This is a genomic window from Spirillospora sp. NPDC052269 (assembly GCF_040679435.1).
Lineage (GTDB): Bacteria > Actinomycetota > Actinomycetes > Streptosporangiales > Streptosporangiaceae > Spirillospora.
The window spans coordinates 40,494-56,474 of sequence record NZ_JBFAUU010000011.1 but is presented as its reverse complement, the minus strand read 5'-3'; the positions used below and the strand labels follow the sequence as shown (position 1 = coordinate 56,474).

Genomic DNA, 15,981 nt, shown 5'->3' with positions numbered 1-15,981 from the left:
TCAACGGCACGCCCGCTCAACGGCACACGCCGTTCGGCGGCACACGCCATCGGCGGCGCGCTGAGTGTCATCGCGGCCTCCCCGTCCTCACCCCCATGGGACGGGGAGGTCGCGAGTCTTGGGTCAGGCCGCCAGGGCGGCGGCCTGCTTCGCGAGGGACGCGATCCGGTCCCAGTCGCCCGCGCGGACGGCGTCCGCCGGGGTGAGCCAGCTCCCGCCGACGCAGCCGACGTTCGGCAGCGCCAGGTAGCGCGGCGCCGACTCGGGCGTGATGCCGCCGGTCGGGCAGAACCGCACCTGCGGCAGCGGGCCGCCGAGCGCCTTCAGGAAGGGCACGCCCCCGGCCGCCTCGGCCGGGAAGAACTTCATCGCGGTGACGCCGTGCTCCAGCAGCGCCATCGCCTCGGACGCGCTGGACACCCCGGGCAGGAACGGCAGCCCGGTCGCGGTCATCGCGTCCCGCAGCGCGGGCGTGCACCCCGGGCTGACCAGGAACCTCGCGCCCGCCTTGAGCGACCGCTCGGCGTCGGACGGCGCGACGACCGTGCCCGCGCCGACCACGGCGTCCGGCACCTCGGCGGCGATCCGCTCGATCGCGCCGATCGCCGCGTCCGTGCGCAGCGTCACCTCGATCGCGCGCAGCCCACCCGCGACCAGCGCGCGGGCGAGCGGGACGGCCGCGTCCGCGTCGTCCAAGACGACGACGGGGACGACCGGGGCGAGGTCCAGCAGTTCGTGCGCGTTCATGCCTGCTCCTGAGGGATCACGCGTTCGCCTGCGTCAGCAGGACGGAGGCGCCGACCAGCGCCGGGTACGGGTGGACGATCAGGGCGGTCGGGATGCCCTTGAGGTAGTCGGTGACCGGCGGCTTGTCCTCGAACCGGCGGCGGAAGTCGCTCGACTGGAGCACGCCCGGGATGCGGGGCAGGATGCCGCCCGCCAGGTAGACGCCGCCGGTCGCGCCGGTCGTGAGCGCGACGTTCCCCGCGAACGAGCCGAGCAGCCCGCAGAAGGCCGCGAGCGCCTCGGCGCAGGCGGGCTCGTCCCGGCGTTCGACGATCATCGCGGCGTCCAGCGGCTCCACGCGGACGCCGTCCAGCATCGCCAGCAGCCGGTACAGCCGGGCGAGGCCGTCGCCGGAGAGCAGGTACTCGGCGTTCGCGACGCCGAGTTCGGCGCGCACCAGCCGCATGACCTCGATCTCGCGGTCGGTGCCCGCCGGGACGTCCACATGGCCGCCCTCGCCGGGAACAGGTATCCAGCCGCCTCCCGCGCTGTTCGGTACTGGGACCAGGCCCGCCACCCCCATGCCGGTGCCGGGTCCCAGTACCGCGCGCGGTCCGCCGGCGGGCGGAAGCGCCCCGCCGACGGCCATCAGGTCGTCCGCCCCGAGTCCGGGCAGCGACCAGGCCAATGCCTCGAAGTCGTTGATGACCTTGAGGTTCTCGATGCCGAGGTGGGCGCGGGTGCGCTCGACCGTGTCGTTCGCCCAGCCCGCGTTGGTCAGCCGGATCCGGCCGTCCACGACCGGGCCGGCGACCGCCAGGCAGGCCGCGGCGGGCCGCGCTCCCCCGCCGTGCTCGGCGAGGTAGGCGGCCGCGGCCTCGGCCAGGCCCCGGTGCCCGCGGGTGGGCAGCGCGGCCACCCGCTCGGGCGCGGCGCCCGGGCCGTCCACCAGCGCGAACCGCGCGTTGGTGCCGCCCACGTCGGCGACCAGCCACGGCATCGTCATGTCTTCTTCCTCCTCGCCTGCGGGCGCTCAGCCGGCCACGCCGTCGAACACGCCCGCGCCGCGCTCGGCCGGGCCGACGGCCCGGCGGAACGCCCCGAACAGCTCACGTCCGGTCCCGTGGACCGCCTCGGAGGGCGGCGCGACGGGCTCGCGCGCGGCGAACTCGTCGTCCGGGACCAGGACTTCCAGGAGCCCCTTGTCCGCATCCAGCCGTACCACGTCCCCATCGCGCACGCGCGCGAGCGGACCACCGGCGGCGGCCTCGGGGGACACGTGAATCGCGGCGGGGACGGACCCGGAGGCTCCGGACATCCGGCCGTCCGTGACGAGAGCCACACGGTGCCCGCGGTCCTGGAGGACGCCGAGCGGCGGGGTGAGCTTGTGCAGTTCGGGCATCCCGTTCGCGGCGGGCCCCTGGAACCGGACGACCGCGACGACGTCCCGGCCGTCCAGCTCCCCGGCGGCGAACGCGGCATGGAGCTCGTCCTGCGAGCCGAACACCCGCGCGGGCGCCTCGATCGTGCGGCGCTCGGGCGTGACCGCCGAGACCTTCACGACCGCGCGGCCGAGGTTGCCGTCGACCGTGTGCAGGCCGCCGTGCTCGTCGAACGGCTCGGCGGCCGGGCGCAGCACCTCGGCGTCACCGGACGTCGCGGGCGCGTCCTGCCAGGTCAGCTCGCCGTCCTCCAGGGTCGGGACGACCGCGTACTCGGCCAGGGACGCGCCGCCGACCGTCCGGGCGTCGCCGTGGACGAGGCCCGCGCCGATCAGCTCGCGGATGAGGAAGCCGGTGCCGCCCGCCGCGTGGAAGTGGTTCACGTCGGCGGTGCCGTTCGGGTACAGCCGGGTCAGCAGCGGCGTGACGCGGGACAGCTCGTCGAAGTCGTCCCAGGTCAGCTCGATCCCGGCGGCGGCGGCCATGGCGACCAGGTGGAGCGTGTGGTTGGTGGAGCCGCCGGTCGCCAGCAGCGCGACGACGCCGTTGACGAACGCGCGCTCGTCCAGCAGCTCGCCGATCGGCGTGTAGCCCGCGCCGCGCACGTCGGTGATCTCGACGACGCGGCGGCCGGCCGCGCGGGTCAGCTCGTCGCGCAGGGCGGTGTGCGGCGGGACGAAGCTGGCGCCCGGCAGGTGCAGGCCCATGACCTCCATGAGCAGCTGGTTGGAGTTCGCGGTCCCGTAGAACGTGCAGGTGCCGGACGAGTGGTACGAGCTCGCCTCGGCGGCGAGCAGCTCGTCCCGCTCGATCTCCCCGGCGGCGAACCGCTTGCGGATCGCGGCCTTCTGCGCGTTCGGCAGCCCGGACGCCATCGGCCCGGCCGGGACGAGGATCACGGGCAGGTGCCCGAACGCCAGCGCGCCGATCACCAGGCCCGGGACGATCTTGTCGCAGACGCCGAGCAGCAGCGCGCCGTCGAACATGTCGTGGGACAGCGCGACCGCCGTGGCCATCGCGATGACGTCCCGGCTGAACAGCGACAGCTCCATCCCGGCGCGGCCCTGCGTGATGCCGTCGCACATCGCGGGCACGCCCCCGGCGAACTGCGCGCAGCCGCCCACCTCGGCGACGGCGGCCTTGAGCGCGTCCGGGTAGTCCTTGAGCGGCGCGTGCGCGGACAGCATGTCGTTGTAGGACGACACGATCGCGATGTTCGGCGTCACGTCCCCGCGGAGCTGGAGCTTCACGTCGGGGGCGCAGGCGGCGAAGCCGTGCGCCAGGTTGGCGCAGCCGAGCCCGCCGCGGGCGGGTCCCGCCGTGCGCGCGTCGGCGATACGGCCCAGGTAGGCGGCGCGGCGGTCGGCGCTGCGTGCGGCGATCCGCTCGGTGACCCGTGCGACGACGGGGTGCGGTGGGACCGGCACAGCGCTCATCAGACACTCCAACCCGAGGGGACGGACAACGACACACACGCAACTTAGCGGGGATAGGTCATGCAAGTCATCAGACTTACGCAGTAATCTTTACAGAAGTTTCCGCCTTAGAGCCAACTCGGCGTCGTTAGTCGCCGGGGCGCTCACCGACGCCGCCCGCCGGCGTCACACTCCGACCGGCCTGTCCGGTCCGCTCGCCCCGACCCCGTCCACGTGCTTGGATGATCCGATGCCCCACCGGCCCGTCTATCCGCCCGCGCGGCGCCCCGCCACCTGCGGGGACGTGCTGCGCCTCGTCCGCGAGGACGGCATCGCCACCCGCGCCGAGCTGGCCCGCGTCACCGGGCTGTCCCGCCCCGCGGTCGCCGCCCGGGTGACCGAGCTGATCGCGCACGGGCTGCTGGTCGAGCACGCCGACGGGCCGTCCACCGGCGGCCGCCCGCCCGCGCGGCTGGCGTTCGGCGCGGCGGGCGGCGCGGTCCTGGTCGCCAACCTCGGCCAGTCCCGCGGCCAGCTCGCGGTCTGCGACCTGGCCGGGACGATCCTGCGCCGCGCCGACGCCGACCTGCCGCCCGGACGGCTGCCCGAGGTGGCGCTGCCCGCCCTCGTCGAGCAGTGGACGGCCCTGCTCGCCGACTGCGGCCTGCCCGCGTCGGCCGTGCGCGGGGCCGGGATCGGCGCGCCCGACCCGGCCGACTTCGACCTCTGGGGCACCGCCCAGGTCGCCGAGCACCTCGGCGCGCCCGTCCTGCTGGACAACGAGGTCAACGTCGCCGCCCTCGGCGAGCACCGCGTCCACCACGCGGACGTCGCGGACCTGCTGTTCGTGAAGGTCTCCACCGGCATCGGCGCGGGCCTGGTCTCCGGCGGGCGCGTCCAACGCGGCGCGCAGGGCGCGGCCGGGGAGCTCGGGCACGTCCCCGTCGCGGACGGCCCCGGCGTCACCTGCCGCTGCGGCAACCTCGACTGCGTGGAGGCCGTCGCCGGCGGCGCCGCCCTCGTCGCCCTGTCCAGCGCGCCCGACCTGCCCACGCTCGTGTCGCGCGCGCAGGAGGGGGACGCGGAGGCCGTCCTGATCGTCCGGGACGCGGGCCGCCGCCTCGGCGAGGTCATCGCCGCCGCCGTGAACATCCTGAACCCGGCCGTCGTCATCCTCGGCGGGGACCTCACCGCCGCGTACGAACCGCTGGTCGCGGGCGTCCGCGAGGTCGTCTACCGGCGTGCGACGGCGCTCGCCACCCGCACCCTGCGGATCGAGCCGAGCCGCCTCGGGGAGCTGGCCGGCCTCACCGGCTGCGCCGCGATGGTCCTCGACCACACCCTGGCCCCGGAGGCGATCGACGCCGTCCTGGCCTCCGCCTGACGCCCTTCGCCCCACCGGCCTTCAACCCACTGGCCTTTTGCCCTGCCCGGCCTTTGCCCTGGCGGCCCTCGGTTTACCGGCCTTCGACACACTCCCTGGGGCTTTCCGCCCCGTTCGCGTCCGGCGCGAATTAGCGACCCGCGACCCTCGGAATGCCGTAATCGGCACGCCGGCGAGCCCTGCGCCCAGACGTCCGCCAAAGTTCGCCGCGCCTTGCGACAGGCTTAACGCATCGTTTACGCTCTCACGCCCCATCCCTTAATTCCGTCACGGGGGCGAACTGTGTTCGATCAGTCTCCCGAAGCCGTTCAGAAGGCTTTGGAGAACCTGACCAAGGACGCGCAGGAAAAGCTGGAGCGCTACGCCGAGATGCGCCAGCAGATCGCCGCCATGCGCGGCACCGCGCATTCCGCCGACGGCAACGTCACGGTCACCGTCGCCCCCGGCGGCGCCATCACCGACATCAACCTCAGCGAGCGCGCGCTCCGGCAGAGCGCCTCGCAGCTCTCGGCGACGCTGATGAGCACCATCTCGGCGGCCAGCGCCGACGTCTCCCGCCGGATGGCCGCGACCGTCGCGCCGCTCGCCCCGGCCGGGATGGACATCGAGGCGCTCGTCAGCTCCCGGCTCCCCGCCCCGCCGCGCGACGACATGGACGGACGCCGATGACCGAGACGACGCACGACGTCGACAAGCTGCTGTCGGCCGCGGAGAGCGCGGACCGGCTGAGCGACGCCGCGGTGTCCATCCAGGGCGACGCCAAGGGCATCAGCATCTCCGGCCACGAGTGGGGTGCCGTCGGGATCGGCTTCAGCTCCTACTACGACCGGGCGACGAAGGACATCGGCGAGCACCTTGACCTGCTGGTCCAGTCGCTGAAGGGAATCGAGAGCGGGATCGAGCAGACCGCGCGCAACTACGCGGGCGCGAACGAGAAGATCCTCGCCAAGATCTCCGCGCTGGAGGCCGACCGCCCGCAGATCTCGCAGGGCCCGGCGAGAAAGGACTGATCGCGCGATGGTGGAGATCTTCGACGACCCGTACGACGCCGCCAAGGGCAACGTCCCCGGCTGGAGCCAGGTCGACAAGGGCATCGAGCACTACCAGAACGAGGACTACACCTCGATCGCCGGCGACATCGCCGACCTCGGGTACACCGGGTTCACCGCGTGGATGGACCCGCTCGGCGCGCTGGTGGGCGCGGGCGTCGGCTTCCTGGTCGACGTCATCAAGCCGCTGCACGACATGCTGACCTGGGTCACCGGCGACGACGGCGCGATCAGCGAGCACCGCGGGGAATGGGACGGCGTCGCCAAGAACCTCGTCTCGCTCGCCGACCAGATGGACAAGGACCTCTCCAGGGATCTGGAGACCTGGACCGGTCCCGCCAGCGAGCTGGGCAAGACGCGGATCAGCGAGTTCATCCAGGGCGCCCGGGACACCGCCAACGCCATCGGCGACGTCAAGGGCCTGCTCGCGTTCACCGCCTCGCTCTGCGACACCGCGATGTCCCTGATCAAGGACCTGATCTCGCAGTTCGTCGAGTGGCTGATCATCACCTGGCTGGCCGCGCAGGCCGCCGCGATCCCGACCCTCGGCGCCAGCGAGGCCGCCGCCGCGGGCGCGACGACCGCGGAGGTCGCCGTCGCGACCAGCCGCGGCGCCCGGATCGTCCAGAGGGTGCTGGCCGTCTTCAGGAAGATGGCCGAGATCGTCCGCAACATCATCACCAAGCTCAAGGCGCTGCGGAACTCCGCGGTGTGGAAGCTGACCGGCAAGGGCGGCAACACCACGCTCGGCCCCCGCGGCCTCGGCCGCGACCTGGTCTCGGACGGCCGGGACGCGCGGAACGCCCTCCGCGGCGCCGACGGCGCGAGAACCCCGTTCAAGTACGACCCGAAGGACGGCGGCATCGCCGCCGGCACCAAGATCGGCACCGGGCTCGGGCAGAGCGAGGAGGACGACCACAGCAACGTCCCGGAGCCCGGCGAGATCAACCGGAAACTGAATCTCGGTGTCTGATCCGGCCCCGCCCACGACGACCTGGACCGGGCTGCGCTGGCCGCCGCTCGGCCTCACCGGGCTCTTCGTGGTCGCCCTCCTCGCGGCGACCGGCGGAGATCCGGGCGAGCTCACCGACGGGTCCCCGTCGAACCTGGTGTGGATCCTGTGGTTCCTTCTCCTGGTCGTCCTACCCGTGGCCGCGACGATCCGACGCCGGATCATCCTCGATCCGGCGTCGCTCGTCGTGCGCAAGACCTTCAGGACCCACACGTTCCCGCTGAACGAGATCACGTTCCTGCAGACCCAGATGCCCTCGTCCGGGGGACCGAGGTGGCCCAAGCTCCTCATCCGGGGCTCCGGGCAGCAGTGCTACACCTGGAACCTCGGGCCGGACCACGAGCGCATCGTCCAGACCATCCGGAATGCCGTGACCCAGGCGAGCGGCGCCGACCCCATGAAGTAAGGGGACGAGCGGGCCACCCCTGCCCCGTTGCCGAATCGGCAACGGGGTTTGCCTGTTCCTGACGCCGCTGGCGATGCTGTGCGCATGGCAGAGGAACCGACCAACGAAGAATTCTGGGACGAGCGCTACGGCGGCCATGGGCACGGCCACGGCCACGGGCACATCTGGAGCGGCAACCCGAACGCCGCCCTGGTCGAGGAGATCTCCGGACTCGCCCCCGGGACGGCGCTCGACCTCGGCTGCGGCGAGGGCGCGGACGCCGTCTGGCTGGCCCGGCGGGGCTGGAAGGTCACGGCCGTGGACGTCTCGGGCGTCGCCATCGGACGCGCCGAGCAGCACGCCGTGGACACCGGGACGGCGGACGCGATCGACTTCCAGCGCCGGGACCTGTCCGAGTCGTTCCCCGAGGGCGTTTACGACCTGGTGACCACGCAGTTCCTGCACTCCCCCGCCGCGCCCATCTCCGAGGAGATCCTGCGCGCGGCACGCGACGCCGTCGCCCCCGGCGGGACGCTGCTGGTCGAAGGGCACGCGGGCCCGCCGCCCTGGGCCCCGGACGCCCACAACTTCCTCCCGACGGCCGCCGAGGTCGTCACCGTCCTCGACCTGAACCCGGACGAGTGGGAAGTACAGCGCGCCGTCGAGCACGAGCGTGAGCAGACCGCCCCGGACGGCACGCTCGTGATCCGCCTCGACTGCACCGTCAAGGCCCGCCGGAAGGCCTAACCCACCCGAAGGCCCAACCCACCCGAAGGCCTGACCCACGGAAGGCCTGACCCACCGGAAGGGTTGGCCTGCCGGAAGGCTCAGGCAGACGTCCGTTCCGCTTCCACGTCCAGCCCCGGGGGCTTCGCCGGGGCCTTGGCCTGGCTCAGGCCCCTGGCCAGGGCGGTCGGCGCCTTGGCCTGCACCGGCGCCTGCGCCTTCGCCGGCTCCGGGGCGTGGTCGTCCCCGGGCTCGGACGGCGGCGGCGGGACGGGGATGAGAAGCTGGCGCGGATGGTCTCCGGTCCCCGGGAGGGCGCGGCGCTGGCGTTCCAGGCCGCGCAGGATCTCGCGGATGCCGTTGACCTGGTCGTCCAGCCCGGCGCGGAGGTCGGCCTCGAAGCGGACGACCTCCTCGGCCGAGCGGACGGCCTCCGAGTGCCGGGCGCGCGCGTCGGCGAGCAGTTCACCCGCGGAGGCGCGGGCCTCGTCCTCCAGCGTGGACGCGCGCCCGCGCGCCCGCTCGACGATCTCGCACGCCTCGCGCTTGGCCGCCTCGAGCAGCCGGTCGGAGGTCTCCTGCGCGAGGCGCATGACGCCCGCCGCGGTCTCCGGCGACTCGGGCGGCCGGGACCGCAGTGCGTCGATCTCTCGTTGCAGCGCGGTCAGGGTGGTCTCGACGTCGGCGAGGAAGTCGTTCACCTCGACCGGGTCGTACCCCTCCCGCAGCCGCACGGTGGTGAACACCTTCCGGGCGACCTCGGACGGTGTCAGCATGTCGGCCCCTTCCGCCGGGCATGTTGTCACGCTTTGCATTCCCATGACAACCGCTTGTAAACGGGATGGGGCCGCCATGATCAGACGAGACCCTGGCCGCCGTCCACGGTGACGACCTGGCCGGTCATGTAGGTGTTGGCCATGAGGAACACCGACACGGCGCCCGCCTCCTCCGCGGTTCCGAACCGTCCGAGCGGGGTGCCCGCCCCGGCGTCCCGGACGGCCTCGTCCGTGTCGGCCCCGATGGCCGAGCGCATCAGCGGGGTGTCGAACGCCCCGTAGCGGACGGCGTTGACGCGCAGCCGCCGCGGCGCGAGCTCGACCGCGAGCGCGCGGGTCAGCGTCTCGACTCCGCCGATCGAGGGGATCGCGCCCGCCATGCCGGGCACCGGGCGGACGGCGAGGCTGCCGGAGGTGAGGGTGAGCGAGCCTCCGGCGGGCATCCGCTCGGCGGCGAGGCGGGCGACGACCAGCGCGGCCCAGACCCGCTGGTCGTAGGCCGCGTGCACGCCCTCGGACGTGACCTCGGCCAGCGGGGCCGCCCCGCCGAGGCCGCCCGCGGTGATCAGGACGTGATCCACCCCGCCAGCCAGGTCGAACGCGGCGCGGACGGCGTCCTCGTCGGCGGCGTCGGCGACCGCGCCGAGCACCTCGGCGCCGCCCTCGGTGGTGACGGAGCCGACCGCGGCGTCCAGCCGGGCCTTGTCGCGGCCGACGAGGACGACGCGGGCGCCGAGGCCGTGCAGCAGCCCGGCGGCGCCGAGGCCGATGCCGGACGAGCCGCCGAGGACGATCACGGTGGATCCGGCGAGACCGCCGGGCAGCGGCGAGCGGACCGGGGCGGGGGCGTCGGACACGTGGGACATGAGGGGTCTCCGTTCGAAATAAACCATCCGGTTGTTTTAGATCATGATCGCGTTCGGGCGGGCTTGTCAACCGGGTGGTTTAATTTCGGTATGAGCTACGACGCCGACGCCACCCGGAAGCGGATCTTCGAGGCGGCCGCCGACGAGTTCGCCACGCACGGCCTGGCCGGGGCCCGGGTCGAGCGGATCGCCGCCGCCGCGCAGGCCAACAAGCAGGCGATCTACCTGTACTTCGGCAACAAGGAGGCGCTGTTCGGCGCCGTCGTCCGGGCCAAGATGGACGAGGTCTGCCACGAGGGCCCGCTCGACACGAACGCGGTCGCCGACACGGTGGGCCTCCTGTTCGACTGGTACCAGGAGCACACCGAGTTCATCCGGCTGCTGATGTGGGAGGCGCTGGAGTCCCGCGCGCCCGAGACCCTCGGCGAAGAGGAGCGCCGCGCGGCCTACCGCGGCCACGCCGGCGCCCTGGTCGCCGCCGGTGTCGGCGCGGACGCCCCGGACGAGGAGTCCCGCACCCGCGCCGCGCAGGACTGGCTGTTCACCCTGCTCGGCCTGGTCGCGTGGAACTTCACCGTCCCGCAGCTGTGCCGCATGGTCCTGGACGAGTCGGACGAGAAGGCGGCCCTCGCCCGCCGCCGCGCCGCGGTCGTGGAGGCCGTCCGCATCCTCGCCGCGTCCCGCTGAGCCCCTGCCGCGCGCCGCCGCCGACGCGGGTATTTCACTTCCGCATCAGCTGGCGCGGGCATGTAAATGATTTGTAAGGGAAACCGCCGGACCCTCGCCCGCGCGGCCCGCGCTTCCTAGCGTTGGGGTGCAGCTACGGCACGTTCTCGTCGGTGCCGAACCGAGCCGGCGGCGCACAGCGGTTGAAGCGCCACCGGCGGGCGCGAAAGGCCACTCCCCCCGGCCTTTCCGCGCCTCACGGGCCCGTCCGCGCCCCCCGCGACGAGCCCGATGGCCGGGAGGCGCCCTCCCAGGACGCCTCCCGGCCCCACACCCCGTCACGCGCAGGCGCCCGCCGCCCCGCACGCGCGTGACGTCCGATCCCGCGCACAGCACTCCGTCAACGTGTAGGCCCCCTTGTGGCACGTGGGTGATTTCCGGCACGCGCACTGTCAGTGCTGGGAGGCCGCCCAGGCCTTGGTCTCGCGAAAGTAGCGGGCCGCGCCCGGATGCAGCGGCAGGGGGTAGGTGGCCAGCGCGGCCCGGCGGTCCAGCCGCCGCGCCTGCGCGTGGACGGCGGCGAGCCGCGCCTTGCTCGCGAACAGCAGCGCGGTCAGCTCCCGGGCCTCCCCGGACGGCATGTCGGCCCGGACGACCAGCACGTTCGGCACGGCGACGGTCGGAACCTCCCGTCCCATGCCGTAGGTCCCGGCCGGGATCGACCGGGCCAGGTACACCTCCCCGAAGGACCGCTGCAGGCCCGCGACCAGCGCCCCGACCGGCAGCAGCCGCACCCGGACGGTCCGGGCGAGGTCGGCGACGGCGGGCGTCGGCAGGCCGCCGGTGAAGAAGAACGCGTCGATCCGCCCGGTGCGCAGCGCCTCCCCCGACCCGCTCGCCGACAGGCGGGACCGGACGATCGCGTCGTGTCCGCGCAGGCCCGCAGCCGCGAGCACCCGGCCCGCGACGACCTCCGTCCCGGACCCGGCCGCGCCCGTCGACACGCGACGTCCGCGCAGGTCGGCGACCGTCCGGATCGGCGCGTCCGCCCGGACCACGATCTGCAGGTAGTCGTCGTACAGCCCCGACAGCGCCGCGATCCCGCCGGCGGCACCGCCCGGGACGGGACCCCCGAAGGGTCCGGCGCCGCGTGCGGCGAGGTCGGCCGAGTCGACGGTGCTGAAGGCGAGGTCGGCGCGTCCGGCGGCGAGCAGGCGCAGGTTCTCGATGGACGCGGCCGTGGTCAGCACGGTCGCGTGGACCTTCCACCGGCGGTGCAGCGTGGCCGCGAACGCCTCGCCGAGCGCGTGGTACACGCCGCCGCGCCCGCCGGTCGCGATCACGACCGGCGGCAGCGGCGTCCCGTCCGTCCGGCACCCGGACGCTCCCAGCGGCACCCCCGCCAGCAGCCCCGCCAGCACCGTCCGCCGCCTCACGGGCCGGGCTCCACCGCGGCCGGGACCTCGATGCGGACGCGGAGCCCGCACGGGTCGGCGGCGGCCAGGTGCAGGCGTCCACCCGAGGCCGTGACCAGGGCGTTCGCGATCGTGAGGCCGAGACCGGAGCCTTCGACGTTCTGGTCGGCGGGACGTCGCCAGAACGGCTGGAGGGCGTCCCGGGCCTCGGTCTCGGTCATGCCGGGCCCGCTGTCGGTGACCACGAGGGCGGCACGGTCCGGCGGGACGGCCTCGGTCGCGATCCGCACCTCGCCGCCGTCCCCGGAGAACTTCACCGCGTTGTCGATGATCGCGTCGAGCGCCTGCTCCAGCGCGTCCGGCGCGGCCCGCGCGAGCAACCCAGCCGAGCAGGAGCCAGCGGCGGCGCCGGAGTCGGCGCCCGAGCCTGAGCCGGGGCCGGAGGCGGCGCCCGAGCCCGAGCCGGGGGCGTCGTCGGAGTCGGGGCCGAGCAGGCGGACGCCCCGGCGGTCCGCGACGTCCCGCCAGCCGTCGGCGCGGGCGCGGGCGAGCGCGGTGAGGTCCACGTCGTCCACCTTCGCCTCGTCCGCCTTCACCGCGCTGGCCTCGGCGGACGCGTAGGCGAGCAGCGCGTCGTAGAGGTGCGCCATCCGGTCGACCTCCTCGAGCGCCATCGCGTGGTCGGTCCGGCCGTCCGGCCCGACCTCGGGCTCGAGGTTCTCCAGCCACAGCCGGAGCGCGGCGAGCGGCGTGCGCATCTGGTGGCTGGCGTAGGACACGAACGACCGCTGCCGTTCCACCAGCGCGGCGGTCTGCCCGGCCATCGCGTTGAACGACTCGGCGAGCCGCCGCAGCTCGGACGGGCCCGCGCCGCTCGCGACGCGTTCCTCGAACCGGCCCTCGCTGAGCGCGTGCGCGGCGAGGTCCAGCTCCGCGACCGGCCGCAGCACCCACCGCGCGACCATCGCCACCACCACGACGCCGACGAGGACGACCAGCAGGAGCGCCGCGAACAGCCGCGTCCAGGCGTCCAGCAGGCCCTGCCGCAGCCGTCCGGTCGGCGACACGGTCACGGCGACGCCGATGATCTCGCCGCCGCTGCCGACCGGCTCGACGACCACCATCGGGCCGTCCTGCCAGGGCCAGATGGTCGGGGTGGTGCGGGCCGCCTCGCCGGACAGCGCCTCGGCCACCCGCTCCCGGACGTCCCCCGCGTTCAGGTCCAGGTCCGGACGGGAGCTGATCGCGACCGCGCCGTCCCGGTCCACGACCACGGCCGGGATGCCGAACAGCGCGTCGTACTGCTCCAGCTCGCCGTGCAGCGCGGACGTGCGCCCGGTGCGCAGCGCGGTCTCGGCGAGCGAGGCGAACCGCGCGGTGTCCCCGGCGCGGTCCATGTACATGTCCTGGGTGTCGCGGGCGGCGGTCCCGGTCGCCAGCGGGACGGCCAGGGCGAGCAGGGCCGCGCCGAGCAGCGGCAGGTAGGTCAGGTAGAGCCGCCGCCGCATCCCCGGCTCAGCCCCCGCCGCCCGCGACGAGCCGGTACCCGACGCCGTGCGCCGTCTCGATCCGCGCCGCGTCGCCGAGCTTGGCGCGCAGCGTCGAGACGTGCACGTCGAGGGTGCGGGAACGGCCCTGCCAGGACGTCCCCCACACCTCGCGCAGCAGCGTCTCGCGCTCCACCACCGCGCCGGGCTCCCGGATCAGCCGCGCCAGCAGCGTGAACTCCTTGGGCGTCAGCCGGACCGGCGCGGCGTCCAGGGTGAGGGTGCGGGCGGCCGGGTCGACGGTGAGCCGCCCGAGCGCCCGCACGCCGTCGCGGTGCCGCGGCCGGGCCCGCCGCAGCACCGCCTCCATGCGCGCCTGGAGTTCGGCCATGCCGAACGGCTTGACGAGGTAGTCGTCCGCGCCCGCGCGCAGCCCGGTGACCCGGTCGCGCTCGGTGCTGCGCGCGGTCAGCACGATGATCCCGACCTCGCCGCGCTCGCGCAGCCGCCGGCACACCTCCAGGCCGTCCAGGTCGGGCAGCCCGAGGTCGAGCAGGACGATGTCGCACGGCGGCGCGGCGAGCGCGGACGCGGCGTCCGGCGCGTGCTCCACCTCGTAACCGCACCGGGCCAGCGCCTTGACCAGCGCCGCCGCGAACCGGCGGTCGTCCTCGACCAGCAGAGCCCTCGGCATCTGCCCTAGCGCCCGTTGATCAGCCGCATCGCGAGGTCCGGGCCGAACGTCCCCGCCTGGACCTTCGGGCCGGTGCCGCACGGGCCGTCCGACTCACCGGGGATCTTGACCCACAGCAGGTAGTCCGCGCCCGAGCCGCCCGCCTGCGGCGCCGTCCCGAGCTTGGCGCCCGCGGGGTTGCACCAGACGCCCGGCTTGCCGCCGTTGCCGTTCCGGCTGGTGTCGATGACGAACCCGCGCGTGTAGCGGTACTTCGACGACAGCGACGCGTTGACCTTCTTCGCGTAGGCGGCCGACTCGGCCGTCTTGAAGAAGTTGGACACGTTCACCGAGAAGCCGCGGACGTTCTTCACCCCGGCCGCGTTCAGGCGGCTCGCCATGGTCGCGGGGGCCACCCAGTGGGAGTTCCCGCCGTCCAGATAGACCTTCGCCTTCGGCGCCTTGCTCTTGAACTGCTGCGTCGCGTACCTCAGCAGCGCCGTACGGTTCGCCTGCGCCGCCTTCGGCAGGCAGTCGAGCTGCGCGACCGCGTCCGGCTCGATCACCACGATCGCCGGACGACTACCGACCGCCCCCGCGAACTTGGAGATCCACGTCCTGTACGCGGCCGACGAGCCGGCCCCGCCGTGCGACGCGCCGCCGCAGTCCCGGTCGGTGATGTTGTAGGCGACGAGGACGGGCGTCCTGCCCTTGGTCTTCGCCGCGCCGACGTACCCGGAAACGGCGCGGGTGATGTCCCCGCTCCAGTTCCCGAACCACCGCGCGCCGGGCCGCGCGACGATCGACGCCTTGATCTTCGCCGTCCGCGCGTCCTTCGGGTGGGCCTTCACCCAGGCCGCGGCCTGGGTCCCCGGATCCACGTAGAACGGGCTCGCCGCCGCCGCGTCACTCGCGTCCGACGCACTGAGCCGCGCGCCATCGCTCCCGCCTGAGGAGCAGGCGGCCGCGCCCACTGCGACAGCGGCCACCACCAGCGGAAACACCTTGCGCATTCTGTCCTCCTCGCTCAGCATGATCGACTCGAACGGCCGACATTCTGGCGCGAATCAACCACCCACGTCCGCGAAACGGACTTATCGGCCCGCTCTCAGCCGTCCGGCCGGTCAGGCCCGGGTGATGCTTCTTCGGCGGACGGAGTGGAGGAGGGCGTCGACGCGGGCGCGGTCGGGCTCGTCCGGGAGGGGGGTGCGGGCGAGCGCGTCGTCCATGCGGGCGGTCAGGGACGCGCGCCACGCGGTGACCTCGTCCAGGGGCATGGCGCCGGCGCGGACGGCCATCAGCCGGTCCCGGTGCTCGTCGACGCGGACCATCGGCTCGCCGTGTTCCAGCAGGTGAAGCCCGCTGAGCAGGAGCCGCAGCATGTGCATGACGTGCTTGGGGTTGCGGCCCTCGTGGTTCTCCATCTTGCGGAACTGGCTGTCGGCGTACCCGAGGAACGAGCGGTGGGCGCGCAGTGAGAGGAACGCCGTGCGGGCGTCCAGGAGCTCCTGGCCGAGCGGGGTGACCTTCTCGACCAGCGGCGACCAGAGGCACTCGAGGATGGTCGGGTTCGCGACGAGCGCCAGCTCGCAGAAGCGCTCGAACTCCCAGGAGAACTGCTCCTCGAGCGGGCCGGTGACGTGCGTCGGCGGCTTGTCGAGGTGCCAGAAGAGCTCGGTCGGCGCGACGAAGACGCCGCGGCGGTCGGTGTCGCTGGCGGCGGTGTCCAGGCCGTAGGCGCGCGAGCCCACGACCACCGCGAGGACGGTGTGGTCGGTCACGAGGCTCTCGGGTGTGGTCACGACGGAAAGCGTCCCGCACCTGTTCGCCCCTCGTCGACCTGTTTGTCGCCTTGCAGAAACTTTCTGCAAGACCTTTACGTTCCTTACGGCCCGTTGCTACCTTCACCGCACCACCCCCACGAGGAACAGGTGAAACGGGTTGTCCTCCACGTCAATC

At 73.8% G+C, this 15,981-nt stretch carries 17 protein-coding genes; 7 read left to right on the top strand and 10 right to left on the bottom strand.

The genetic code is table 11. The annotated features are described in order from the left end of the window. Nucleotides 1-123: 123 nt before the first annotated feature. From eda to edd, 3 genes are read right to left on the bottom strand one after another with little or no spacing between them, the layout of a single operon-like run. Nucleotides 124-747, bottom strand: coding sequence for a bifunctional 4-hydroxy-2-oxoglutarate aldolase/2-dehydro-3-deoxy-phosphogluconate aldolase (gene eda / locus AB0L06_RS23840; RefSeq protein WP_500233275.1), 624 nt, complete (start codon nucleotides 745-747; stop codon nucleotides 124-126). A 16-nt stretch (nucleotides 748-763) separates the two neighbouring features. Further along, nucleotides 764-1,732, bottom strand: a complete 969-nt coding sequence (gene glk, locus AB0L06_RS23835; RefSeq protein ID WP_500233274.1) for a glucokinase — start codon at nucleotides 1,730-1,732, stop codon at nucleotides 764-766. Between the two features lie 27 nt (nucleotides 1,733-1,759). Continuing rightward, nucleotides 1,760-3,604, bottom strand: a complete 1,845-nt coding sequence (gene edd / locus AB0L06_RS23830) for a phosphogluconate dehydratase (protein ID WP_500233273.1) — start codon at nucleotides 3,602-3,604, stop codon at nucleotides 1,760-1,762. A gap of 229 nt (nucleotides 3,605-3,833) precedes the next feature. Here edd and AB0L06_RS23825 point away from each other — a divergent pair, with 229 nt between their 5' ends. The 6 genes from AB0L06_RS23825 to AB0L06_RS23800 all read left to right on the top strand — a co-directional run bounded on the left by AB0L06_RS23825 (nucleotide 3,834) and on the right by AB0L06_RS23800 (nucleotide 8,160). Then, on the top strand, nucleotides 3,834-4,967 hold the full coding sequence (locus AB0L06_RS23825; RefSeq protein ID WP_500233272.1) for an ROK family transcriptional regulator: 1,134 nt from the start codon (nucleotides 3,834-3,836) through the stop codon (nucleotides 4,965-4,967). A gap of 282 nt (nucleotides 4,968-5,249) precedes the next feature. Beyond that, nucleotides 5,250-5,636, top strand: a complete 387-nt coding sequence (locus tag AB0L06_RS23820) for a YbaB/EbfC family nucleoid-associated protein (RefSeq protein ID WP_500233271.1) — start codon at nucleotides 5,250-5,252, stop codon at nucleotides 5,634-5,636. Further along, entirely contained in the window at nucleotides 5,633-5,977 is a 345-nt protein-coding gene (locus AB0L06_RS23815) for a hypothetical protein (RefSeq protein ID WP_500233270.1), read from the top strand. Before AB0L06_RS23820 ends, AB0L06_RS23815 begins: the two co-directional genes overlap by 4 nt. 7 nt (nucleotides 5,978-5,984) lie before the next feature. Further along, a complete protein-coding gene (locus AB0L06_RS23810) occupies nucleotides 5,985-6,989 on the top strand; it encodes a WXG100 family type VII secretion target (RefSeq protein ID WP_500233269.1) in 1,005 nt (334 codons plus the stop codon). Beyond that, complete coding sequence (locus AB0L06_RS23805; RefSeq protein ID WP_500233268.1) at nucleotides 6,982-7,434, top strand: hypothetical protein; 453 nt, start codon at nucleotides 6,982-6,984, stop codon at nucleotides 7,432-7,434. The genes AB0L06_RS23810 and AB0L06_RS23805 overlap by 8 nt, the downstream gene beginning before the upstream one ends. A gap of 84 nt (nucleotides 7,435-7,518) precedes the next feature. Further along, nucleotides 7,519-8,160, top strand: a complete 642-nt coding sequence (locus AB0L06_RS23800; RefSeq protein ID WP_500233267.1) for a class I SAM-dependent methyltransferase — start codon at nucleotides 7,519-7,521, stop codon at nucleotides 8,158-8,160. Nucleotides 8,161-8,240: 80 nt separating this feature from the next. Here the strand turns inward: AB0L06_RS23800 and AB0L06_RS23795 are convergent, their stop codons facing one another. Together AB0L06_RS23795 and AB0L06_RS23790 are read right to left on the bottom strand one after the other, a co-directional pair. Then, nucleotides 8,241-8,915, bottom strand: a complete 675-nt coding sequence (locus AB0L06_RS23795) for a DivIVA domain-containing protein (RefSeq protein ID WP_500233266.1) — start codon at nucleotides 8,913-8,915, stop codon at nucleotides 8,241-8,243. 80 nt (nucleotides 8,916-8,995) lie between these two features. Beyond that, complete coding sequence (locus AB0L06_RS23790) at nucleotides 8,996-9,781, bottom strand: SDR family NAD(P)-dependent oxidoreductase (protein WP_500233265.1); 786 nt, start codon at nucleotides 9,779-9,781, stop codon at nucleotides 8,996-8,998. Between the two features lie 90 nt (nucleotides 9,782-9,871). Here AB0L06_RS23790 and AB0L06_RS23785 point away from each other — a divergent pair, with 90 nt between their 5' ends. Then, entirely contained in the window at nucleotides 9,872-10,468 is a 597-nt protein-coding gene (locus tag AB0L06_RS23785) for a TetR/AcrR family transcriptional regulator (RefSeq protein ID WP_500233264.1), read from the top strand. Between the two features lie 431 nt (nucleotides 10,469-10,899). Here AB0L06_RS23785 and AB0L06_RS23780 read toward each other — a convergent pair whose 3' ends face one another. The 5 genes from AB0L06_RS23780 to AB0L06_RS23760 all read right to left on the bottom strand — a co-directional run bounded on the left by AB0L06_RS23780 (nucleotide 10,900) and on the right by AB0L06_RS23760 (nucleotide 15,824). After that, complete coding sequence (locus tag AB0L06_RS23780) at nucleotides 10,900-11,883, bottom strand: TAXI family TRAP transporter solute-binding subunit (RefSeq protein WP_500233263.1); 984 nt, start codon at nucleotides 11,881-11,883, stop codon at nucleotides 10,900-10,902. Further along, the gene (locus AB0L06_RS23775) at nucleotides 11,880-13,370 is read right to left on the bottom strand and encodes a sensor histidine kinase (protein WP_500233262.1); all 1,491 of its coding nucleotides are present in this window, start codon (nucleotides 13,368-13,370) and stop codon (nucleotides 11,880-11,882) included. The genes AB0L06_RS23780 and AB0L06_RS23775 overlap by 4 nt, the downstream gene beginning before the upstream one ends. Before the next feature lie 7 nt (nucleotides 13,371-13,377). Then, complete coding sequence (locus AB0L06_RS23770; protein ID WP_500233261.1) at nucleotides 13,378-14,043, bottom strand: response regulator transcription factor; 666 nt, start codon at nucleotides 14,041-14,043, stop codon at nucleotides 13,378-13,380. A 5-nt stretch (nucleotides 14,044-14,048) separates the two neighbouring features. Then, nucleotides 14,049-15,035, bottom strand: a complete 987-nt coding sequence (locus tag AB0L06_RS23765; protein WP_500233260.1) for a glycoside hydrolase family 6 protein — start codon at nucleotides 15,033-15,035, stop codon at nucleotides 14,049-14,051. A 111-nt stretch (nucleotides 15,036-15,146) separates the two neighbouring features. Continuing rightward, nucleotides 15,147-15,824: a nucleotidyltransferase domain-containing protein gene (locus AB0L06_RS23760; RefSeq protein WP_500233259.1), complete on the bottom strand. Its 678-nt coding sequence runs from the start codon at nucleotides 15,822-15,824 to the stop codon at nucleotides 15,147-15,149. Nucleotides 15,825-15,981 lie beyond the last annotated feature (157 nt).